This window comes from Paenibacillus vietnamensis (genome assembly GCF_020169515.1).
Classification (GTDB): domain Bacteria; phylum Bacillota; class Bacilli; order Paenibacillales; family Paenibacillaceae; genus Pristimantibacillus; species Pristimantibacillus vietnamensis.
In genome coordinates, this window is the sequence record NZ_JAHMHW010000011.1 from 44,036 (window position 1) to 66,678 (window position 22,643).

General features: G+C 53.5%; 16 protein-coding genes. 9 read left to right on the top strand and 7 right to left on the bottom strand.

Going from position 1 to position 22,643, the window contains the following annotated elements:
- Positions 1 to 167: 167 nt before the first annotated feature.
- Positions 168 to 1,136, top strand: a complete 969-nt coding sequence (locus tag KP806_RS18875; protein WP_224725296.1) for a BadF/BadG/BcrA/BcrD ATPase family protein — start codon at positions 168 to 170, stop codon at positions 1,134 to 1,136.
- Between the two features lie 358 nt (positions 1,137 to 1,494).
- Here KP806_RS18875 and KP806_RS18880 read toward each other — a convergent pair whose 3' ends face one another.
- Positions 1,495 to 3,804 (bottom strand): AraC family transcriptional regulator, encoded by a 2,310-nt coding sequence (locus KP806_RS18880; protein ID WP_224725297.1) that lies wholly within the window; start codon positions 3,802 to 3,804, stop codon positions 1,495 to 1,497.
- A gap of 125 nt (positions 3,805 to 3,929) precedes the next feature.
- Here KP806_RS18880 and KP806_RS18885 point away from each other — a divergent pair, with 125 nt between their 5' ends.
- From KP806_RS18885 to KP806_RS18905, 5 genes are all read left to right on the top strand, one after another.
- Complete coding sequence (locus tag KP806_RS18885) at positions 3,930 to 5,450, top strand: extracellular solute-binding protein (protein WP_224725298.1); 1,521 nt, start codon at positions 3,930 to 3,932, stop codon at positions 5,448 to 5,450.
- 230 nt (positions 5,451 to 5,680) lie between these two features.
- Positions 5,681 to 7,216 carry an extracellular solute-binding protein gene (locus tag KP806_RS18890; protein WP_224725299.1) on the top strand — a complete coding sequence of 512 codons (1,536 nt, stop codon included), beginning with the start codon at positions 5,681 to 5,683 and terminating at the stop codon, positions 7,214 to 7,216.
- Between the two features lie 95 nt (positions 7,217 to 7,311).
- Positions 7,312 to 8,265 (top strand): ABC transporter permease, encoded by a 954-nt coding sequence (locus KP806_RS18895; RefSeq protein WP_224725300.1) that lies wholly within the window; start codon positions 7,312 to 7,314, stop codon positions 8,263 to 8,265.
- A gap of 21 nt (positions 8,266 to 8,286) precedes the next feature.
- Positions 8,287 to 9,168 carry a carbohydrate ABC transporter permease gene (locus KP806_RS18900; protein WP_224725301.1) on the top strand — a complete coding sequence of 294 codons (882 nt, stop codon included), beginning with the start codon at positions 8,287 to 8,289 and terminating at the stop codon, positions 9,166 to 9,168.
- 415 nt (positions 9,169 to 9,583) lie between these two features.
- Positions 9,584 to 10,429: a DUF72 domain-containing protein gene (locus KP806_RS18905; protein ID WP_224725302.1), complete on the top strand. Its 846-nt coding sequence runs from the start codon at positions 9,584 to 9,586 to the stop codon at positions 10,427 to 10,429.
- Positions 10,430 to 10,999: 570 nt separating this feature from the next.
- On the opposite strand, the gene KP806_RS18910 is transcribed toward KP806_RS18905, so the two are convergent.
- From KP806_RS18910 to KP806_RS18920, 3 genes are all read right to left on the bottom strand, one after another.
- Complete coding sequence (locus tag KP806_RS18910) at positions 11,000 to 11,161, bottom strand: hypothetical protein (RefSeq protein ID WP_224725303.1); 162 nt, start codon at positions 11,159 to 11,161, stop codon at positions 11,000 to 11,002.
- Between the two features lie 89 nt (positions 11,162 to 11,250).
- Complete coding sequence (locus KP806_RS18915; RefSeq protein ID WP_224725304.1) at positions 11,251 to 11,412, bottom strand: hypothetical protein; 162 nt, start codon at positions 11,410 to 11,412, stop codon at positions 11,251 to 11,253.
- A 343-nt stretch (positions 11,413 to 11,755) separates the two neighbouring features.
- Positions 11,756 to 12,931 (bottom strand): DUF3895 domain-containing protein, encoded by a 1,176-nt coding sequence (locus KP806_RS18920; protein ID WP_224725305.1) that lies wholly within the window; start codon positions 12,929 to 12,931, stop codon positions 11,756 to 11,758.
- A gap of 399 nt (positions 12,932 to 13,330) precedes the next feature.
- On the opposite strand from KP806_RS18920, the gene KP806_RS18925 reads away from it, so the two are divergent.
- Positions 13,331 to 16,693 (top strand): S-layer homology domain-containing protein, encoded by a 3,363-nt coding sequence (locus KP806_RS18925; protein ID WP_224725400.1) that lies wholly within the window; start codon positions 13,331 to 13,333, stop codon positions 16,691 to 16,693.
- 167 nt (positions 16,694 to 16,860) lie between these two features.
- Positions 16,861 to 18,252, top strand: a complete 1,392-nt coding sequence (gene thrC / locus KP806_RS18930) for a threonine synthase (protein ID WP_224725306.1) — start codon at positions 16,861 to 16,863, stop codon at positions 18,250 to 18,252.
- A gap of 104 nt (positions 18,253 to 18,356) precedes the next feature.
- Here the strand turns inward: thrC and KP806_RS18935 are convergent, their stop codons facing one another.
- From KP806_RS18935 to KP806_RS18945, 3 genes are all read right to left on the bottom strand, one after another.
- On the bottom strand, positions 18,357 to 19,175 hold the full coding sequence (locus tag KP806_RS18935; protein WP_224725307.1) for an SDR family oxidoreductase: 819 nt from the start codon (positions 19,173 to 19,175) through the stop codon (positions 18,357 to 18,359).
- Positions 19,176 to 19,234: 59 nt separating this feature from the next.
- Complete coding sequence (locus KP806_RS18940; protein ID WP_224725308.1) at positions 19,235 to 19,465, bottom strand: hypothetical protein; 231 nt, start codon at positions 19,463 to 19,465, stop codon at positions 19,235 to 19,237.
- Positions 19,466 to 19,587: 122 nt separating this feature from the next.
- Positions 19,588 to 21,447, bottom strand: a complete 1,860-nt coding sequence (locus tag KP806_RS18945) for a GH32 C-terminal domain-containing protein (protein ID WP_224725309.1) — start codon at positions 21,445 to 21,447, stop codon at positions 19,588 to 19,590.
- A 143-nt stretch (positions 21,448 to 21,590) separates the two neighbouring features.
- On the opposite strand from KP806_RS18945, the gene KP806_RS18950 reads away from it, so the two are divergent.
- Positions 21,591 to 22,427: a hypothetical protein gene (locus KP806_RS18950; protein ID WP_224725310.1), complete on the top strand. Its 837-nt coding sequence runs from the start codon at positions 21,591 to 21,593 to the stop codon at positions 22,425 to 22,427.
- Positions 22,428 to 22,643: the final 216 nt, after the last annotated feature.

The following is a 22,643-nucleotide window of genomic DNA, read 5'->3' on the forward strand; positions in this document are numbered from 1 at the left end:
TATGGCAGCCTTCGCTCGGTGAAACGGAAATGTGATTCCTTTGCAAAAATAGATATGATTATTCTACTAATTTTAGGGGTATTTGGGCCCTCCTTTGTAAGCTAAAATTAAATATTAAACACATTGATCAATAGGAACATTTTTTTGAGGAAAGGGAGGAGTAAAGGGTGCGGAACAAAAACCTAGTCATTGGTATTGATGGTGGCGGATCAAATACTCGCGTAGCAGTTTCGAACACAATGGGGAAACTTCTGGCTTATTATGTATATCCAAAAGCTGCCTCACTTTATAAAGATCAGGCGGCTAAAGATAATGTTCACATGGCTATAAAATTGGCACTTGAAGAGGCTGGTTGTTCATTCACTGATGTTTGTGGAGTTGCAGCAGGTATAGCAGGCTTTGATGCTGCCGAGGATTTAAACTGGGTTCAGGATCTCACTGACTTAACGGAATTTTCGTGTCCTCGTTGGCATGTAAACGACGCAGTCGTAGCTCATTATGGCGCGCTTATGGCCAAGCCCGGTATCGTTGTAATTTCGGGAACAGGCTCAATCATTTTTGGTATCGATGAAACCGGCATACCAATTCGTAATTATGATTACTTTCATTATGCGGCAAGTGCTGCGCGTTTTTTATCGTACGACGCTGTATATGAAACTCTCGCGGGCCATACTGATCATTCAGACCAAAAGGTTATAGAAGCTATGCTCAAGCACTGGGGCACTTCTGATCTGGATGAATTAAATCGAATGGGATTGACTGGATTTCACTCTGATGATCATGAAAGAAATCGATTATTCGCTTCATTTGCTCCTACTCTCACGAGTGCGGCTTTGGAGGGAAGCGCGTTGGCACAACTTGTTTGTAATCGTGCCATTCATCAGATTATTGTTGGCATAAAAATTCTTAGTCGAAACTTTTCTATGGCCCCGGTATCGGTAGCTTGCATTGGAAGTGTCGTCAATAGTCCATACTTTCAATCTAGGCTAGAAAAGCTTTCAAAGGGACAATCAGGTAGATATTTTGAAATAATGGATTCACAGTTCCCACCTGTCATTGGAGCTATATTGTACGCTTTTGAGCAACTTGAAATTCCAATTACAAACGAAATTATAACTAATCTTATGAGTCGTTGACTAACCAGAGTTTAGCGGAACAGCTTGCTGTAGAACTGACATTTCATGTTGAGGGAGCACACAGATAATAGCCGTACGCCTGGGCAAAGTATTTGATCAATGATCAAGTGCTTTTTTTATTTTCATAATAGAAAGGTCAGGTGTTCATTCAAAATGAAGTGGAAGAGTCGGAAGATTATAAGACCTGGTTGGAAATTATAAATGATTTAGAAAACGATTGTAATAAATACCTCTGATAAAATAACCAACTACGCTAAAACATTTTATTAACGCTAACAGACCCATTATTTCAATAAAACAGCGGCAATGTAGACCTTTTTATCGTCTACGGCTGCCGCTGTTTTATTCATTTCTATTCTTATTCCCGCTTATCGCTCTGCTGAGCGTACTTGCTCCGGTATTGCCCAGGCGTCATATCCTCCTGCTTGCGGAAAGCCCGGATGAAGTTCTGGGAGTTCGTGAAAGCCAGCCGCTCCGCAATTTCCTTAATTGGCATATCGGTTTCCGTCAGCCAGCGGGTCGCCACGCTGAGCCGGTACTGCGACAAGTAGTCGCTGAAGGTCATGCCGGTCTCCTTTTTAAACACGCTGCTCAGATAAAAGACGTTGTAGTGAAGCCGCGCCGCGCAATCCTCGAGCGTAACCGCCGTCTCGAACTCGCGGTGGATAATTTCGATAATCTGCTCCGAAATGTTATGGTATTGCGACTCCTGGCGTTCTTTGAACACGTTAATCAAAGGTTTGATCATGCGGTTTTTGAACCAATCCTCGATTTCCTTGGCCACGTACAGCTGCATCAGCTCCTCATACGGGGAGGCTTCCCGCACGTTCAGCTTGTCCAGCTGGACGCCGGCTTCCTGCATCACGGTGAGCAGGTCGTTAAGCAGGCGGACCAGGGAAATCTGGTACTCCCGCGGGCTACGTTCCTTCATCAATACCTCGCTGAGCCATTCCTTAAGCAGGGCGAACGCCCGGGTCTCATCCGGCAGCTTGATCGCATCGATCAGCTCGTTATGAAGCTGCGACGGATAAAAATACACCCGCGTATGATGCCCGTCATTCAAGCTTGAGTAGGGGATGATAACCCCCTCGCCCAGCTTCAGCCGGTGCTTTAGCGCCTCCAGCCCTTCGCGGTACGCCCGGCCCGTATGCTTCAGTCCGCGGAAGGGCAGGCTGATCCCGATGCTTGCCTGCAAATCCAGATACTGCTTGATGCTGGTTTGGATGCTTTCGGTCAGCGTGTAGATCTCATTAACAAAATCGCTTTCCTCCTCATGCCTGCTCCCGATCAGTGTGACCTGCGTCTGGTCGAGAATGACCGGGGGAAGCCGGTTCGGCAGCGGAACGATATCTTCAATAATATTCGTAACGGCGAACAGAAGCAGGTCGAGATCCTCCTGTTCGTAGCGCGTTTCGCCGAGCTGATCGATCTGCAGCGTCAGCACCGCCATCCGCTCCCAAGAAGCCGCGGCCTCGGAATAGCCGAACTGCTTCATTTTGTCCTCGATCTCGCCAGCCCCGAGCTGTCCCTGAAACAGCTTATGCAGAAAAAAAGTTCTCACCTGCCGGCTGTTCTGGTTCATTTCCTGTCTCAGGCTATCGTTTGAAGCGAACAGGCCGCGGATATGCTCGTCGATAATTTGCAGCTCGGTTTTGTTCTGCGCGTTAATTTCGGGCAGACGTCCGGCAATCTGCCGGAAGATCGAGCGGATTGGCGAATATACCCTGCTGCTTCCAAGCCAGACAAGCGCGATCGTAACTGCTATAATAAATAGGCAAATATAAAAAGTGAACCAGCCGATCGACCTGGCTTCCTTGTTAAATTCGGACAGATCGGTGAACGAAGCGTAAATCCAGCCGTTAAAAGGCGAACGCACATAAGTAATCGAGGTTTCTTCGTACTTGAATTGGCCGGACCGGCCGTTCATGCGCGACAATCCTTTGGCGTCCAGATAACCGCCCTCGTTCAGGAAAGTGCCGATTTTGCCCGGATCCGAATGGGCGATGATGCGGAACTGCTCGTCGAGCAGCATAACCTCGCGAGCGGCGCTCGGCTCTTCCAGCATGGCGGACAAGCTGCAGCTGGGCATCGTAGCGATCGCTACTCCGCGTTTTTCGGACGTGTGCAGAGGCATTTTTTTCACCAGCGCAACCGTGTAAGAGCAGCCGTAGCTTTGCGTATCGCTGGAGCCGAGCGTATTCGACGGGAGCAGGGTCCAGAACGTGCTTTTTTCCGATTCGTTCATTAACGTCAAAATCTCATCTTTGGAAGCGTATTCATTAAAGCGGTACAGGCCCCGGTTATTAATGACCCAGTCGGAAGCCGCATTGGCCAGGATAACGTCGGTTACGCGGGTATCCGGAGACTGAAGCAGGCTCAGCTCCTCTTTCAGGCGGTTATACAGCTGAAAATCCTTATAGGTAATCGGGCGGTACAGCGCTTCCTGCAGCTGGTTCGTATTGATGACGTAATTCAGCGTATAATCGACGGTTCGCAGCGTCTGCTCCATATTGCCGTTCAGCTGATTCATGATCTGGATGCTGCTCTCGTTCACATGTCTTTGAACGGAGGACGACGATTTCACAGCCGAGAAATAACCGAGCGCCGCAAGCGGAACGATGCTGATGAGGCAGCCGAACAAGAGCATCCTTGCGTAAAGGCTATTCATTTTCAAACGGATCAGCCTTTCCCCTTTATGATTCTTTCATTCTACTGGAAAGACGATGGGCGCACAATACGGTTAAGGGGCAGTTGTAAGTATCTTACAAATATTGCTTGCGGAGGGATATGCCGATGACAAACAAAAAGCGGTTCGCGCTGCTGGTGCCGATTATCGCCATGCTGCTTCTGGCGGCCGCCTGCTCGTCTCCGGAAACCGGTACGGCTCCGCGTACGAAGCTCAAAGGGGAAACCGTTCCGATCTCGATCATCGCGAACCTGCATACCCCGACAGTGCCTTCCGACCGGATCGAGAAAATAATGGAGGAAGCGACGGGCACGCAGCTTAACATACAGTGGGTGCCGGACGGCAGCTATGAGGAGAGGGTCAACGCCGCAGTGGCGACCGAGACGCTGCCGCAGGCGGTATTTCTTAAGAACAGCGCTTCGCTGATGCAGTTTCGGGGAGCGATCCGCGACGGGCAGTTCTGGGAAATCGGGCCGCTCCTGGACGAATTCCCCAATCTGGCCAGGCTCAGCGATGAGGTGCTTCGCAATACGTCGGTGGACGGACGCATTTACTCGTTATACCAGGAGCGGCCGTTATCGCGTCAGGGCATTATTTACCGTGCCGACTGGGCGGAACGCCTCGGACTGTCCGCGCCGAGCTCGCTTGACAAGCTCTACGAGATGCTGGAGAGGTTCACGAACGGCGATCCCGACGGCAACGGGCGCAAGGATACGATCGGACTTGCCGACCGCAGCGACCTCGTCTACGGAGCGTTCAAGACGATCGCCTCGTACTTTGGCGTCCCCAACGGCTGGGAAGAGGAGGGCGGCAAACTGAAGCCCGAGTTTATGTTTCCCGAGTATGTTGCGGCGATGAATTTTGTCCGGAAGCTTCATCAGGAGGGGCTGGTTAACGAGGATTTCCCCGTCATGGGCAAAGCGGACCAGCAGGAGCTGTTCATTCAGGGAAAAGCCGGCGTCTACATCGGGTCGCTTAGCGATGTGGTCAGCCTGCACGCGAAGCTGACGAAAAATAATCCGGATGCCAAGCTGGACATGCATAACCGGGTAACGGGCCCCGAAGGGGAGCGGGTCTGGTCGACGCCGGGCTACGGCGCGGTCGTGCTGTTCCCGAAGTCGGCGATTCCGGACGATAAGCGGCTTATGGAAGTGCTCGCTTTTTTCGATAAGCTGATGGAGCCGGAGCTGGCCAATATGCTTAACTGGGGCATTCCCGGCGAGCACTACGAGCTGATAGACGGAAAGGTTGTCCAATCGCCGGATTACGAGCGGCTGAACAAGGAGTCCAGGCCTTATTTGTCCATGCAAGTGGGAGGTCCAGGCAGCATTCCCGGTTTTTTGGAGGCAGGTTCGACGCTGCCGGTACGGCTCAAGTCGGAGAAGCTGGTCAAGGATAACGAAAGCATTCTTGTCCACGATCCGACCGCCGCGCTCGATTCGGCGACGTTTAACGATATCGGCGAAAGGCTGCAGGATATTATAACGGACGCGACCTATCATTATATGATCGGGATGATGACGGAGAAGGAATTCGGCGCCGAAGTCGAGCGGTGGAAAAAAGAAGGCGGCGATCGCATTATCCGGGAGTTCAATGAGGCTTTATCCAAACAGAGAAAGGCCCTCTAACGGGCTATATCGGCAAAGGCTTTGCAGACGCTGTAATCAGGCGGACTGCAAAGCCTTTTTGCTTTGCCTGCTTACCATGTAATCAGCATAATCCGCAGATTGGATAGCGGGATTTAAGCCCGCCGCAGCAAGGAAAAACAGCGGCAAATCAAGGGATTATTTCCGAAACGGCAGCCGGCGGCTTATGCTCATGGGGCAAGGCCAACATCGAACCAATCGGAGGTCGAACGATGAGAAAAAAACAGAAAAGCGTCATGATGGCGGCAGCGCTGTCTATTGTTTTAATGGCTGGGTGCGGTACGGGCAACGAAGGCAACGCGAACAATCCATCCAGTCCGGCGGCTAACGGAGGAAGCGGTACGGCGACCGATAAGCCGGCAGCCCCGTTCAAGCTGTCTCTTATGCTCAACCTGCACGAGCCGGAGGTTCCTTCGGATAAGATCGAAAAGCTGATCGAGCAAAAGACGAACACGGAGCTCAGCATTCAATGGGTGCCGGACGGCAGCTACGACGATAAAATCAACGCCTCGTTCGCAACCGGCTCGCTGCCGCAGGCCGTTCAATTAAAAAACGCGGCCTCGCTCACAATGTTCAGGGACGCCATCAAGGACGGACAGTTCTGGGAAGTCGGCCATCTGATCGATCAATATCCGAATTTAGCCAAGCTCAATAAGGATGTGCTGAACAACACGTCCGTCGGAGGCAAAATCTATTCGCTCTACAGGGAAGTGGCGTTATCGCGTCAAGGCATTATTTTCCGCAAGGACTGGGCGGATAATCTGGGACTCTCCGCTCCCAAAAACATCGACGAGCTTTATGCGATGCTGAAAGCGTTCAAGGAAAACGATCCGGACAAAAACGGCAAAAACGACACGATCGGCCTGACCGACCGCAGCGATTTGATCTTCGGCGCCTTCAAGACGGTAAGCTCCTATTTCGGAACGCCGAACAACTGGGGCGAGAAGGACGGCAAGCTGCTGCCGGAGTTCATGTTCCAGGAATATATCGATACGATGAACTTCTTCAAGAAGCTGCACGAGGAGGGGCTGATCAACCAGGATTTCCCGGTTACCTCCAAGACCGACCAGCAAAACCTGTTCGCAAGCGGCAAAGCCGGTATGTACATCGGAGCGCTGGGCGACGTTCAAAGCTTGTCGGATAAGGTGAAGGACGTCAACCCGGCAGGCGAGCTGGACCTTCAGAACCGGATCGAAGGGCCGAAAGGAACGGGCATCTGGTCGACGGCCGGCTACGGCACGGTATATCTGTTCCCTAAGAGCGCCGTGAAATCGGAGGAGGAGCTGAAGCAGATTCTTGCTTTCTTCGACAAGCTGATGACGCCGGAGCTCGCCAATCTGATCTATTGGGGCATTGAAGGGGAGCATCATACGATCAATAACGGAAAAGTCGTGCCAAACGAGGATACGAAGCTGACGAACCGTGAAGTGAAGCCTTACCAGTCGCTGCAGGTCGGCGGCCAGAGCACGATTCCGGAGCTGCTTGACCCTGAGTTCCAGCTGCCGGTGAAAGCGAAGTCCGAGGAGATGATTCTGGACAACGAAAGCATTCTGATCAACGACCCGACGACATCGCTTGAATCGGTTACTTTCATCGAGCAAGGCGTACGTCTCCAGGAGCAGATCAAAAACGCAACTTATCAGTATATGATGGGCGACATTGACGAAGCGGGCTTCCAGAAGGCAGTCGACAAATGGCTGAAGGACGGCGGCCAAAAAATTATCGACGAATTCAACGCGGCAGGCTAAAAAAGAAGCCGGGCAGCGGGACTCGAGGCGCCGGCGCAAGCGGGGGCGGCAGCAAGCCGCTCCCTCCCGCCCGGCAGAGAAAGGATGGATGAGATATGAAGGAAGCAACGGCCAAGACCGCCCCGGCGTTCGCCTTGAAGAAGAGCAAAAGCAGAGCCGGGCAAATTTGGAAGGATAGGACGCTCTACCTGATGATTTTGCCGGGGCTCCTGTTTTTCCTGATTTTCAAATACGTGCCGATGGGCGGCTTATTGATCGCCTTCCAGGATTACAAGCCTTACGAGGGAATAACGGGCAGCGAGTGGGTGGGATTTGCCCATTTCGAACGATTGTTTCAGGATCCCGAGTTTTTTATGATTCTCGGCAATACGCTGATTTTGTTTGTGATGAATCTGGTGTTCTTTTTCCCGGTGCCGATTTTGCTGGCGTTAATGCTTAACGAGGTGAGACATTCGTTCTTTAAACGTTTCGTGCAGACGATTGTTTACATTCCTCACTTCATGTCATGGGTCATCATTGTGTCGATTTCGTTCATCATGCTGTCGATGGACCGCGGCATGATTAACGAGCTGCTCAGCTGGATGGGCTTTGAAAAAATCAACTTTCTGATGAGCAACGAATGGTTCAGGCCGATGTACGTGCTGCAGATCATTTGGCGCGAAGCCGGCTGGGGCACCATCATTTATTTGGCGGCAATGGCTGCCATCGATCCGCAGCTGTACGAGGCGGCGCGCATGGACGGGGCAGGCCGCATGCGTCAAATCTGGCATATTACGCTTCCGTCGATCCGCAGCGTCATCATCATTTTGCTCATCCTGAAAATCGGGGACGTACTGGAGCTTGGCTTCGAGCATATTTTCCTGCTGCTTAACGCGATGAACCGTGAGGTGGCGGAAATTTTCGATACGTATGTGTACACGGCGGGCTTAAAGCAGGGGCAGTACAGCTTCAGCACGGCTGTCGGATTTTTCAAATCGCTTGTCGGCTTGCTGCTCATCATGGGTGCGAACAAGCTGGCCAAAAAAGCCGGAGAAGAAGGCGTTTACTAAAGAGAGGGGGACGTTTAAGCCATGCTGCAGGATAAATCGACGGGAAGCCGGGTATTTGACGTCTTAAATTATTCATTGCTGTTCGTGATTGCGGCGGTGACCATGCTGCCGTTCATTCATGTCATTGCGGGCTCCTTCACGACCGTCGGCGAGCTTGCTCAGAAACAGTTCGTCTTGATCCCGACCGTATGGTCGCTCGAGGCGTATCGGTTTATTTTCTCAACGAATGTCGTTTTCAAGGCGCTGGCAGTATCGGTGGGGGTCACCCTGTTCGGCACGCTGATCAGCATGCTGCTGACCGCGCTGATGGCGTACGGGTTGTCCAAGCCTCATCTGTACGGAAGAAAGCAGCTCATGTTCCTCGTCGTCTTTACGATGCTGTTCAGCGGGGGCCTCATTCCGAGCTTTCTCGTCGTCAAGGAGCTGGGCTTGATTGATTCCTATGCGGCGCTAATTATGCCGTCGGCGATCAATGCGTTTAATCTGGTCATTATGCGCAATTTCTTTCAGAACCTGCCGGACGGTCTCGAGGAATCGGCTAAAATCGACGGAGCGGGCTACTGGGGCATTTTTACGAAAATTGTCATTCCGCTGTCGATGCCGGCGATCGCAACCATTTCGCTGTTCTATGCCGTGACGTATTGGAATACGTACCTGCCGGCGATCTTGTATCTCGACGACTCGGCCAAGTGGCCGGTGCAGGTTATTTTGCGGCAAATCGTCGTGCTGGCCAGCGGCCTGGCGGGCGATACGTCGGAATTTGGCAGCGATTATGTGATGCCGCCGGAGCAGACGATCAAGATGGCCGTCATCGTGGTGGCAACCGTTCCGATTTTGCTGGTGTATCCGTTTTTGCAGAAGCATTTTGCCAAAGGCGCATTGATCGGCTCCATTAAGGGCTGATTCCGGGAGACGGCATGGGATTCTGATGGGCTAATGGACAAAACAGAAGCTTAGACAGCAAATTGTGCTTGGTTTCCGTCCTAATGGTCATCTAGGGATTTTACAGCAGGTCATGAAAAGAAACCGATGCTTCAAAGCGATCTAAGCTGCTTTCCTGTCCGCTGGATGCCTGCGCTTGCTTCTATTATCCCTCTAAGCGGCGTTTATGTCCGTAAGAAGGTGGTCGAGGCCGTAAGAAGAAGAGGTCAAACCATCCCTTTTTTGTCATCCGGGGTGGTTTGGTCTTTTTGTTAATGATACAAATTTAAGTTTCACATCTGTAAATTGACTGGCCGTTTCACACGCTTTCATCTCCGGAATTGAACGGGTAAAATAGTAGCATACAGCTTCAAAACGAGAAAAGCGGTGAAAAATTATGATATCAATCGGACTCGCCGGCTGGGGCGACCATGATCTCATTTACGGTACGGGCGTTACGGCCCAGAATAGACTCAAGCAGTACAGCAAATATTTTTCGGTTGTCGAAGTCGACAGCTCCTATTACGCCATTCATAAGCCGGAGCTGTTCGAGCGCTGGGCGGCGGATACGGGAGAGAGCTTCGCGTTTGTGATCAAAGCCTATCAGGGCATGACCGGACATACGCGCGAAAAATATTCGGATGAGGACATGGAGAGCATGTTCGGCGCATTTAAGGCATCGATCCAGCCTGTCGTGGAGGCGGGCAAGTGCAAAGCGGTTTTGTTCCAATATCCGCCGTGGTTCGATTGCACCCGGGAGAACGTCAATTTGCTGCGCGTCGCCAAGGAAAGAATGGAGGACCTTCCGCTTGCGCTGGAGTTCCGCCATCAAAGCTGGTTCAGCGAAGAACTGCGGGATAAAACGCTGGCGTTCATGAGCAGGGAAGGCTGGATTCATAGCGTCTGCGACGAGCCGCAGGTGCATCCCGGATCGGTGCCGACAGTGCTTGTGCCGACGCATGACGAGGTGACGATCGTCCGTTTCCACGGCAGAAACACATCCGGCTGGATGTCTAGTGGAGCGCCCAATTGGCGGGAGGTGCGTTACCTTTACCGGTACAGTGACGAGGAATTGCGGGAGTGGAGGGACATGCTCCTGGAGCTGGAGGAAGGGAGCCGTCACATTTGCGTCATCTTCAACAACAATTCGGGCGGCGATGCGGCCGCGAATGCGCGGCGGCTGATGGAGCTGCTTGGGCAGGAAACAAGACCTTTGCCTCCTCGGCAGCTGGATTTGTTTTGACGGAAGGTAAGGTAAGCTATTCTGCTGTACATTCTACATCAGAAGCCTAACATAAACGGCGGTTGAATGTGCTGTGCTGCATGATTGCAGTAGAAATCCGTCTCTTAATGCACATTAAGCCGATTTAGCTCCATTTCGCTGCATAAACTGCATCAGATTGGCAAGAAGCATCGGGCTCCCGCCGTTCTGCTGCATAACCTGCATCAGAACGGTAACCAGCACCGGGTTCCCGCTCTTCTGCTGCACAAACTACAGTAGACTATCCACCTGACAATTTTGTGTGTGAGTTTCATAGCGACTTCTGCACCCATCGTCAAATGCTGCTGTTAAAGCTGCGTATACCGGTGACATGGATGTCTTCCATATGCTGCGTCAGGAAGGGCAGCGGGATGTGCGCGTAGTTTGATAATGAGCTGCTTGTCCAAACAAGCTAACCCGCATAAAACTTGCAGTTAATCGTCATAAGTGCATGAATGCTCCTTGGAAGTTGGGGTATTTGTCTTTTTAGGTCAATAAGCTTTCGTCATAGATGCTGTTTTTTTTCTCGTCGGTTTCGGCAATATACATTTCCTAGGAAATAATGTGGTTATTCGACAAATACATTTGGATCGGATTCGGCGCAAGTACGCTGAAATGGGCCTGCAGGTGCGACAGTTGTCCAGAAACGAGTCCATCGCGGTTCAGCTCGGAAAACTCCCGGAAAGGCAGCTCGACAAACAAAAAGGGGGACATGCCATCAACATCAGAAACAATAGTGAATGCTAGCTTAGATGTATTAGGTCATTCCATAAATTACCATAAAGAAACGGCCGAAAAAGCCCTCATTCCTTCACGAGCTCGCCGGCTTGCTCCGTCATGTCGAACAGCACGCAGCCTTGGTGAGGGCTTATAGGTTTTGTGTTCTCAATTTGCTCCTGCGGGTACGTTTCAAAAGGGTTTCGTTCGGTGAAGGTCAGGTTGACGTTTTGTCGAAAGCGGGACATTCGGGAGGATGCCGCGATCAGGAGCGAGATCAAGCCAAACCGGCGGACCGCAAATAATCGAGGCTTATTTTTACGCTTTCAAGCGGATTCGGGCTTATATCCTGTTCCACAAAATAATAACGGACACCAGTTTTGTCGAATGCGGCAAATAAGCAGGCCAGTCAAGAGCTCTACACCTCTTTCATAGCAGGATCGGCTCCCATCCGGCAGGCGCCCGTCTCAGCAAAGGCCCGCCTTCCTTGAAAGGATGCCGAAGCAAATGTTATGCCGGGGTAGGATGTCCTATGCTTCCAACCCCAGGCAGATATAGGGCAGAATCTCCTAACCGCAAGGATCAATGCCGTTAAGTAAGCGGGGAATAAACACGGTCCTCCGAGTCAGCGGCCACGAGCTCGCATTTGCCTTCCGAAGCCAGCTTGTCCAAATAAGCCGCGACGGCTATATAAATGTCCGGCTTGCCGGTGGTCATCCGCACGTCCTGCACAAGCTTCTGCTCGATCAGAAACTCCGAAACGGCGAGTGCGCTGATGCGGCCATATTTCAACGCGTTATCGGCTACTTTTTGCGCGGAAGAGGGAAGGTGGAACGGGTTGGAGCTCCTCGGCGCATATATGGCGGAGGCTCCTGCGCGACCTGCATCCAGGCCGTGAGCGAGCTCCGCAAACGGAACGCTATCCTTGTCTGCCGGTTTGGTCTTCGCGCTTTTTGCGGGTTTCGCAGCGGACATGTCACCGAAGTCGAATGCCCCTTGTCCGTTGTCCTCATCGCCAAACACAAATGCGCCTTGTCCGTCAGCGTCGTTGTTGAATAGGAAAGCCCCTTGGCCTTCATCGTCATGGGTATCCGCCGCACCTGCAGCATTGCCGGACAAGGCGGTCTCATCGCCCGAGCTCCTCTCATTCAAGGACATCGCAGCGGCGATACGCCTGCGCCGGTCCGCTTGGTCTAGCTCCCGCAATCTGCCGCGCAGCCGGAGCAGCTGCCTGTCGAGCAGCGGAAGACCGGCGTCGATATGGGCCTGAATGTCCGCAGGGATATCCAGCCCGTCCGGAAGCGGCAGGAAAACATGCTGGCCGAGCTGCCAGCCTTCGCGGTATTTGTACAATATTTCGTTCATTTCCCCGTCCAGTACGTCAAAGCCCTTCATGATCGCCGAAATCGCCTTCGCGTCGATGCCCGTATGCAGCTGCAAATGCTCTATGCCGAAGTAACGCATCGTATTCGTCGGGATATGCATCACCTGATGCTGGTAGCGAAGCGAGCGCCCGCATTCGCATTTCGTCAGGGGCGATACCTCGCCGCTGTCCGTAAAGCCGATATAGTCCCATTCCTCGATAAAAGCTTCAATGTCCTCAAATTCCGCTTCCTCGGGGATGAACTGGCATTTTTTGCGCGCCAGCTGGCGGGCGAACAGCGTCCGCCTGCCTCTCACCAGCTCATGGTGAATGAAGCGGCGCTGCTCCTCCGTCAGCCGTCCCATGATTTCGTCCCGCTGCTCTATTGTCAATTCGTACCGCATAGCGCACCCGCACCTCCATCTCATTCTCGTCCGTCTCGGTCCCGCCATTGTCCGCATAGTTTCGTTATACCACATTATAGAGCTGCGAAAAGGATAAGTCATTATCAATACCATTAAAGATTTATGCCCTTTCGAAAGAAGGCCGCTTCCGTATCAACCGGGAAATACCGTTATCCGGGACCGCCGGGCCTATGCAAAAATTTAACTACAGTGAACATTTATGATCCGAAACCGTGGCGGAAGCGGGTAATCCGGGCCAGTTCACCGATGTTCATATTGTTCAGTTGCCACATAATCCCACCTCCATTATCATTCGTGATGACGTTCCGCAAGCATCCTTGGAAACGCATTCATAAATGGGCGATCACCGATGTTGGAGGAGGAAAACGATTGTTGAATATGAAAAAATGGATGTCGACAGCACTGAGCTGCACACTCGCGGCATCCGTCCTGACCGCTGCCGCACCGGTCTACGCTGCGGCGGAGGAAGGCGGAGCGGCCGAGGCCGATTTTACGGAGCAGGAGCTGAAGGCTAACGATTACATTTTGTACTTCGTTAACGCAGGGGATTCTACACCGGCAACGGCGGAAGCCGGAGACAAGCTGGGCTTGTACGCTTCGCTGACCGAGCAGGCCTATGCGGACGATCCGGCGACAGGGAAGGCATGGGGGCTGGTAACGGCGACCAGCGCGGCGAGCGTCAGCGACCAGTCCGCAAAAACGGGAAGCTTAAGATATTATAACGGCCCTCAAGTCAGGGAAAAGTCGCTTGAATATAAATTTGAGCTGCCGGCGGGAGAATACGATATCACCTTCGGCTTCCAGAATCCGTGGAGCGGACGAAGCGTGAACTTGTTTTTGGAGGAAACGAACGTATCGGGAGGCGACCTCGCCATAGGCGGTTCTGGTACACTAACCGAGAAAACGTACCGGAAAATCGGAGTCAGCGACGGCGAGCTGAATGTGCATATTCAGGGACCGGAATCGGCCGCCCTTACGGTTCACAACGACCCGCTTATTAACTATTTGATCGTCAGGCAGAATAGAACCGTACCGCTGGCGGAGCTCGCAAGCAAGCTGGAGGAGGCCCGGACGGAAAGCGGCAATACGGGTTACACGCCTTACAGCGTATCGGTCTTGAACGCGGCTATTGCTGAAGCAGATGAGCTGCTGAAGTCGCTCGAAGACAGCGGGGCCGATATCGCAGAGCCTGCGGTTCAGGAGCAAATTCGCGCGGCGATCAGCAAGCTGTCGGGAGCGATCGCAGCGCTGGCGCTTAACGTTCCGAATACATCCTTCAAGCCGGGCGAAGTGTGGAGGGACACGAACGGCGCTGTCATCCAGGCTCACGGGGCCGGCATCATGTACGATGAGAAAACGGAAACGTATTACTGGTACGGCGAAGACAAAACGAACGGCTACTTGCCGGCGCGGGGCGTGCGGGTTTACGCTTCGAAGGATCTGTACAACTGGGAGGATAAGGGGCTCGCGCTTACCGCGATCGAGTCGATGGTCTCTTTTGAAACCGACCCGCTTATCTCCGGGCTTTACGCCGGAAGAGAGGACAAAGCGGACATCTTGAACGATATCGGGACGAACCGGATCATCGAGCGTCCTAAGGTCATTTATAACGATACGACTAAAAAATACGTCATGTGGATGCATACGGACGGTCCGTCCGCCACGTCAAACGCCAACTACGCGAAAGCGGAGGCAGGCTACGCGCTGAGCGATTCGCCGACAGGGCCGTTCGTCTATCAGGAAAGCAATCGGATGGACAGAGTCCCGGCCGGAGCGACGGACGACGGGCAGCCGAACCAGCCGGGCATGGCCCGCGATATGACGCTGTTCAAGGACGACGACGGCACCGCTTACCTGATCTATTCCAGTGAGGAGAACCTCACGATCTACATCTCCAAGCTGAACGAATCGTATACCGACGTCGTCGGCTGGGACCAGGACGGGGACGGCAAGCGCGACAGCGAATACAAAGCCGTTTACGGCACCGACTACGTGCGTGTCTTCCCGCTTGCCCAGCGCGAGGCGCCGGCGATGTTCAAATACCAGGGCAAATACTATCTAATCACCTCCGGCGCGACAGGCTGGGATCCGAACGTAGGCAAATATACGGTGGCGGATAACATTATGGGGCCTTGGAAGACAATGAGAGAGGTGGCGCCCGGAAGCTCGACGACCTTCAGCTCGCAAAGCACGAATGTCATTCCGGTAGATCCGGAAGCCGGTAAGTTCATCTACATGGGCGACCGGTGGAAAAGCAGCGATTTGGCGGACTCCCGTTACGTATGGCTGCCGATCGAATTCGGCCAAAACGATGAAATCGCCCTGCGCTGGCATGACGAGTGGACGCTGGGCATGCTGGACGGCATGGGACGGGTAACCGTCAACACGGAGCTGCCTGCCAGCGCGAAGCTTGGAGAAGCGCCGCAGCTGCCGTCTTCGCTGAACGTAACGCTGTCGGATGGCCGGACGATCGATACGCCCGTTACCTGGAGCGTGACGGATGAGAGCTTCCTGAAGCCGGGTCCTGTGCTTATCAGCGGCGTGCTGCCTGAGCTGGCGAATAAAAAACTGGACCATCGTCTGTACGTCGTTCCGGACGGCAAAGCGTATTTCGTTCACGCCGGCGGCGCAGCGACGGCGGATTATTTGGATATGACCGGTCTGATGGGAAAGGAGGACGTGCTTAACGGCGATGTGATCGACCAGAAGTACGATCCGGCGAGCGGACAAACCTGGGGTTATGTCGGAGACAGCACGAATGCTTCGGGAACGAGCTCCGGGGATTTATTCGGTTCCCTGCGTTATCTGCTAGGCAATTCCGGCGACGATTTGACTTACAAATTCGAGCTTGAAAACGGAGAGTACGACGTCTATGTCGGCCTGTACGATCCATGGGCGCAGTACTCGAACGGCAACCGCAAGGCCGATATTATCCTGAACGGTACGACCCTGACGTCCAGCTACGTGTTTACGAATGCCCGCGACGTTCTGGCGTACGACGGCGTGAACGTCGAAGCGGGCCAGCTGGAGCTTACGGTGCACCGGTCGGCTGACGCCGGCGCCTCGAGCTCCGATCCGCAGATCAGCTGGATCATGATCGCCGTTCCACCGAAGGCGACCGGTCCGGTAACGGTACCGGTAACCCCGCCGGATGAGGGAGAGGAAGGGGAAGGCGGAGAAGAGCCGTCAACCGGTCCGGGTGAAACCGGGCAGGAGCCCGCTTTTGCCGAGATTTCCGGGCACTGGGCGCTGGGACCGATCAACAAGCTGGCCGAAAAGAACATTTTAGGCGGCTTCCCGGACGGAAGCTTTAAGCCGGACAAACGGATGAGCCGGGCGGAATTTTCAGCCGTTATATTCAGGCTGCTAGGGCTTGAGCCGGACAGCGGACAAGCACCGTTCACGGATACTCCGTCCGACCTCTGGTACAGCCAATATATAAACGGCATTTACGCGCTTGGCCTGGTAAGCGGCTTCCCGGACGGCACCTTCGGACCTAGCCGGGAGATGACGAGGGAAGAGGCGTTTGTCATTTTGTACCGTGCGGTCAAGGACCGGCTGCCGGAAGCAGGGGAAGCCGACAGCTTTACCGACGCCGAAAGCGTATCCGGCTGGGCGAAGGAAGCGATCGAGGCGCTCACGGAAGCCGGCGTCATCGAAGGCTACGAAGACGGCACCCTGCGGCCGAAGGGAACGATTACTAGAGCGGAAATCGCGGCGATCGTCGCGTCTTTCGCTTAAATAGCGGCACGACGTACCGGTCAAGGGCCATTGCCCTCGAACGGTACGTTTTTTATGGAAAATTGTTATATTGATAGGAAAACATTCGATTATTATCGGAAACGATGTTATGATTTAATTAACTATATTCGATGATCAATTGTTAGCAAGTAGGAGGCTATTTACAGATGGAGTACATTAGTACAAGAGGCAACGTTGGCAAAATCGGATTTATCGACGCGTTCATGATGGGGCTGGGCAATGACGGCGGCCTGCTCGTCCCGGATGAGATTCCCGTATTTTCCGAAGCGACGCTGAAGGAATGGCAGGAGCTCAGCTATCAGGAGCTGGTGCTGGCGATCTTCTCGTATTTCACGAACGGAGAAATTCCCGAACAGGATTTGAAGGACATGGTCTACGCGAGCTATTCGACGTTCCGCCATCCGGAGGTAACGCCGGTCCGCAAGCTGAAGGACGATTTGTATTTGCTTGAGCTGTTCCATGGTCCGACCTTTGCGTTTAAGGATATCGCCCTGCAGTTTATGGGCCAACTATATACGTACGTAGCTGCGAAGCAAAATAAGAAAATCCACATTCTCGGCGCGACCTCCGGCGATACCGGCGCATCCGCAATCGAGGGCGTGAAGGGCAAGGATGGCATCAAAATCTGCATTCTGCATCCGCACGGCAAGGTAAGCAAGGTGCAGGAGCTGCAGATGACGACCGTACAAGAGGACAACGTGCTGAACCTGTCCGTAGACGGCAACTTTGACGATTGCCAGCGGATGATCAAGGAGCTGTTCGCGGATCTTGACTTTAAGGAACGCCACCACCTTGCGGCGATTAACTCGATTAACTTCGTGCGGATTTTGGCGCAGACGGTTTATTATTTCTACGCTTACTTCCAGGTGGCGAAGCAAACGGGCGCGAAGCAAGTCAGCTTCAGCGTGCCGACCGGCAATTTCGGGGACATTTTTGCAGGCTATCTGGCCAAGCGTATGGGGCTTCCCGTCGGCAAACTGATCCTCGCAACGAACGAGAACAATATTTTGGAGCGCTTCATTCTGGAGGGCGTTTACAAGCCGGGCGACTTCCGTACGACCTACAGCCCGTCGATGGATATTCAGGTGGCGAGCAACTTCGAGCGTTATCTGTACTACGTGCTCGGCGAGGACGCTGCGCAAATCCGTACCCTGATGGAGCAGTTCAAGACGGAAGGACAAATTGTCATTTCCGGTGAAGCGCTGAGCAAAGTGCAGTCCGAATTCGGGGCGCACGGCGTTCAAGGGGCGGAATGCCTGGACACGATCAAGAGCTACGAGGCAAAAACCGGCTATTTGCTGGATCCGCATTCGGCATGCGGCGTAGCGGCCGCCGACAAATACGGCGACGGGCAGCATCTTACGGTTTCGCTGGCTACAGCGCATCCTGCCAAGTTCAATGAAGCGATCGAGCTGTGCGGCATCGAGCAGTCCTTCCCGGAACAAATCCGGGCCTTGTTCGAGAAGCCGCAGCGCCAGACGCGCGTCGACGGATCGCTTGAAGCCGTCGTTCGCGAGCTTGTCGCGTTTTACGGCTAAGCGGCGGCAACGCATGGAGATATGATAAAAAGGTATGCACCGGCTGCGGAGCCTGATGGTCCGCGCCGGGAGCATACCTTTTTTTGAAATTCTAAGAACGGGTTTTATAGAAGCGTCTCGGCTCCGTCAATGTAGATCTCGGTGCCGGTAATATGGCTGGATTCCCGCGAAGCGAGGAACAGCACCAGGTCGGCGACATTCTCGGGCTGCCCAGGCCCGTGCTCGAGCGGCTGGCTGCCTTCGGGATATTCGACCGGTATTTTTATTTTGTCCAGCTGAGGCGTCGGTTCTGTGCTTTCCCCGATATTCGTCTTGATGGCGCCGGGGCAGATGACGTTCACCCGGATTTTGTAGCGGGCCAGCTCAAGCGCAGCCATCTTGGCGAAGGCCGTCTGTCCGGCTTTGGAGGAGCTGTAGGCGGCAAAGCCAAAGCCGTCGAACTTGCGGTTGCCGTTGATCGAGCTTGTAATGATGATGCTGCCGCCGGACTGCTTCATATGCGGTATCGCATATTTGACGGTCAGGAAGGTGCCCTTCAAATTGGTCGTCAGCGTCTGGTCCCACTCCTCCGGCGGGAAATCCTCGATCGGGGACAGCGTGCCGTTAATGCCCGCGTTCGCAAAAACGATGTCGATGCGGCCGAACTTTTCGGAAATGGCTTCAAAAGCCTGCCGGACGCGCTCCGGATCGGACACATCCGTGTCCACGAATAAGGATTCGCCGCCGAGCTCGCGGATTTGCTCCTCCACGTCCTCGGTCCGGTCGTTGTTCAGATCGAGCAGACATATTTTGGCGCCATGGCTGGCGAGCCTCAGAGCGGCGGCGCGTCCGATTCCGGAGCCCGCGCCGGTGATGACGGCGACTTTATCTTTTACGCGGAGCATTTGATCGTACTCTTGCGATTTTTCCTTTGTAACGCCCATTTAGTATCCCTCCATTGAATACAAATTGAACCAAATTAGTTTGCCAACATCATGCCGGATTATTCCTGTCCGCCTTTGTACTTGTTCTCGCTTGAGGACCGGTGTTTCGTTTCTTCCTTGTTTTTCTCGTCCTCCACTTGAAGCTTCAGATCCTCGACCGGGATCGGATCGACCGTTTGCTGGCTTTTGTACATGTCGAACAGGCTTTCCTTCTCCGTCGGATACTGCTCGGGATGATCCCTTTTTCCCTTGCGCTCCGCCCGGTCAGCGTCCTTCTCGAATTCGTTCATGCTCGTTCACCTCTTTTCATGGTCGTCCCCCCTATTTACCCAGATTCCGCCACCGCTCAAACATTTTTCCATATTCGTCACCCAAAAAAAGCCCGGACCGCCAAAGCGTTCCGGACTTTCTCTCATTTCTCCACGAAAAGATTGATGCTTTTCATGACCGTACCATCCGCCGTCATCGCCTGGAGCTCGGCAGCGCCTTCCTTAACGCCCGTAACGGTAGCGGCGCTGTCTCCGTCTGGGATCACCTCGGCTACTCCGGCATCGCTTATTTTCCAAACGACCTGCTGCTTGGCTCCGTAAGGCAGAACGTCGGCTTCAAGCCTTTGCGATTTTCCTTCACCGAGATGCAGCTTGTTCTGGCTTAACAAAATGCGCAGCGGAGCTTTGCCGTCCGGATTCTCATTCCGCCAAACCGAACGCATCGGGTAGTAAACGCCTTTGTCCAGCGTTACCTTCCCGCCTTCGGCGAACAGCTCAAGCCCGCTGCTCACCGGATTCGGGAAGAGGATGGCGGTCATGACCGCTTCGCCCTCACCTGCGAACACCTCCAGCGTGCTGTCGTCGACGAACAGCCGGAGCTTGATTTTTCCATCCTTAAGCGGGAGCGGGGCGGCCATTTGCTCCGCGAAGCCGGCCTCGAACGAGCTTTCGCCCGAGCGCGTACGGTCGAGCACGAGCTCCTGCTTCGCCGTGTCGTAGCGCAGGAGGGTTTCCTCGCGGGTCCCTTTCCGAAGCTTGACGCCAAACGCTTTCGTATTGTCTTGCGGAGTAAATGTCAGCTCCATTTCGAACGAGGTGCCTTTCAGCCCCTCCAGCGGATGATGACCCGCGGTTAGCGTCTGTTTTTTGAGCTTGCGGGCTGCTCCGCGCAGACGTTCGAGCTCCTTGACCGGCTCCTGCACGAGCCGGATGCCCGCGCCGGTGTTGCGAAGCTTCAGCTCGCGCGGGATCGACATATTCCCTTTCCACGTCCCGGTCGGCAGGGAGAACGGATAACGCCAGTTCGACATCCAGCCAAGCCAGATGCGGCGGCCGTCCTCCGCGGGAATGTCCGAATAGGAGACAGCCGCGTAAAAGTCCTTGCCATGATCCGTCCATAGCTTCTCATATGGCGGATTGTCGTTTTTGAACGTTTGGCCATCGAAGGTGCCGATAAAATATTGGGCTTTGGAGCCCTTCGTTTGCGTATTGTTGCCGATGCTGACGGTGAGCACCCATTTCTTCTCGCCGGTGCCTTCGACCTCAAGCTCGAACAGGTCCGGGCATTCCCATACGGCGGCGTGGGAGCCGTGTCCCGGGCCGAATTCGCCGCTCCATTCCCAGTGCAGCAGATCGGGCGAGCGGTAGAACCATACCTTTTTGTCGACGGAAACGACCATCACCCATGCTCCGGAGGGCTCGTGCCAGAACACCTTCGGGTCGCGGAAATCCTTGACGTTCGGATTCGGGAGGATCGGATTGCCTTCGTATTTGATCCATGTCCGTCCTTTATCCCTGCTATAGGCCAGGCTTTGCGACTGGATGCCGTCTTTGACAGACGTGAAAATCGCGACAAGCCCGGGCTTCCCGCCGAAGAAGCCGGTCGTGTCCTGCCAATCGACGACGGCGCTGCCGGACCAAGCGTCGCCCAGCTCATCCCTGACGATGGCGAGCGGCAGATGCTCCCAGTGCAGCAGGTCTTTGCTTACGGCATGCCCCCACTGGCCGCTGCTCTGGTAAAACTGATGGTACTCCCCTTCAAAATAGACCATGCCGTTCGGATCGCTCATGTTTTTGGTTTCCGGCGACAGATGGTATTGCGGACGGTATTTTTCGGTGTAATAGGACGGGTCGGCATTATAGGCGAAGCCTTCGGGCGCGGCGCTTCCGCCTTGCTGCCCGCTTTGGTCGCGATTCACCGTCAAAATGGCCGCCGCCGCGACGATAGCGAGAATGAGGGATGAGAGCAGGATCGTACTGTTGCGCTTAGAGCGGGTTTTCATGATGGCAATTCCTCCGATTCGTTAGAGTCTTCTGCCATTGTACCGCCGCCCCGCCTAAAAAAAATTCACTTTACTCGGTTTCCGACGTTAGATTATTTCAGTAAGATGGACGTATAGCGTGGGAAAATGTGGGGAGTGATTGAATGCCATTTAAACGTAAAACTTATGATGGTAAGCCGCTCTTGCTGGAACGGGTATCCGAAATGGCTAGACAGTCGGAGTATATCGATTTTAGCGCAGGAAAGGACTTTCTTGGTTTATATTTCGGATATGACGATATTCATTATTTAAATACGCCTCTGGATGCGGTTTCCTTTGCCTGGCCGGGGGCGGACGGCATTCATTTCGCATTTTTGACGGATTTCAGCACGGCGGATTCATTGGAGGAAGCTTATATTGTGAGAGTCGAGCCAATGAGTTTTGATGACCCGGTCAAAATCGTAGCCCGTGATTTTAAAGATTTTTTGCGGCTGCTTTGCTATTATCCGATCGCAATCGAATTGGCACACGCAGGCATATCCGAGAACGATTTCACGGCATTGGCGAAAAGGTATCCGTCATTAATTACGGGTAAGCCTGATTATTATTACGAACAAGGGCGTGGTGTAGCGCAGAAGGTGATCGAGGCGTTTGGACTGGAGCCGTTTGGGGATGTATTTGATTATTTGAGGGATTTACATATAGGGAGACTGAAAAAGGTTGTTTTTCATACATGGGATGGAATCGGAATTGCAGGTGTCCCGGAGGATACAACGTCATTGAAGCGGTTTCCGCTTAAGCGCCAAAAGAATCCGGCTCCCGAGCATGTCCGCGACTACATGTCGACGGCTTCGGAGATTGAGATTCTTGGGCTCATACGGGATCTCCGCTCTATGGGACTTTTTCATCATCAATGGGAATTGATTGAGATTGCGAAGAAGCAGCTGCTGAGCATGGGGTTGAGGAGGGAAGCGGGTAATCTGGATGAGTTCGATGAGTAAATTTTATATGCTGCTGTATGTCAGTCCAACGATAAAATCTATCTTTCTGATGAAGCTGTCTAGCTGTTGAGTTACGGGAAGTTAGTTTTCTGATGCACATAGTGCAGCGGAAACCTGACATGAGAGAGGCTGACGCGAGTTCTGGTGCATTTTTACATCGGATTTCGGCCAAAGTAGGTTGGGGGCGAGAAAATTCGGGAATTCTGATGTACAAAG

Coding starts and splice junctions, on each gene's coding strand:
- KP806_RS18880 (WP_224725297.1), bottom strand. CDS start 3,804: ATGAATAGCCTTTACGCAAGGATGCTCTTGTTCGGCTGCCTCATCAGC.
- KP806_RS18885 (WP_224725298.1), top strand. CDS start 3,930: ATGACAAACAAAAAGCGGTTCGCGCTGCTGGTGCCGATTATCGCCATG.
- KP806_RS18890 (WP_224725299.1), top strand. CDS start 5,681: ATGAGAAAAAAACAGAAAAGCGTCATGATGGCGGCAGCGCTGTCTATT.
- KP806_RS18895 (WP_224725300.1), top strand. CDS start 7,312: ATGAAGGAAGCAACGGCCAAGACCGCCCCGGCGTTCGCCTTGAAGAAG.
- KP806_RS18900 (WP_224725301.1), top strand. CDS start 8,287: ATGCTGCAGGATAAATCGACGGGAAGCCGGGTATTTGACGTCTTAAAT.
- KP806_RS18905 (WP_224725302.1), top strand. CDS start 9,584: ATGATATCAATCGGACTCGCCGGCTGGGGCGACCATGATCTCATTTAC.
- KP806_RS18910 (WP_224725303.1), bottom strand. CDS start 11,161: ATGTCCCCCTTTTTGTTTGTCGAGCTGCCTTTCCGGGAGTTTTCCGAG.
- KP806_RS18915 (WP_224725304.1), bottom strand. CDS start 11,412: ATGTCCCGCTTTCGACAAAACGTCAACCTGACCTTCACCGAACGAAAC.
- KP806_RS18920 (WP_224725305.1), bottom strand. CDS start 12,931: ATGCGGTACGAATTGACAATAGAGCAGCGGGACGAAATCATGGGACGG.
- KP806_RS18925 (WP_224725400.1), top strand. CDS start 13,331: ATGAAAAAATGGATGTCGACAGCACTGAGCTGCACACTCGCGGCATCC.
- thrC (WP_224725306.1), top strand. CDS start 16,861: ATGGAGTACATTAGTACAAGAGGCAACGTTGGCAAAATCGGATTTATC.
- KP806_RS18935 (WP_224725307.1), bottom strand. CDS start 19,175: ATGGGCGTTACAAAGGAAAAATCGCAAGAGTACGATCAAATGCTCCGC.
- KP806_RS18940 (WP_224725308.1), bottom strand. CDS start 19,465: ATGAACGAATTCGAGAAGGACGCTGACCGGGCGGAGCGCAAGGGAAAA.
- KP806_RS18945 (WP_224725309.1), bottom strand. CDS start 21,447: ATGAAAACCCGCTCTAAGCGCAACAGTACGATCCTGCTCTCATCCCTC.
- KP806_RS18950 (WP_224725310.1), top strand. CDS start 21,591: ATGCCATTTAAACGTAAAACTTATGATGGTAAGCCGCTCTTGCTGGAA.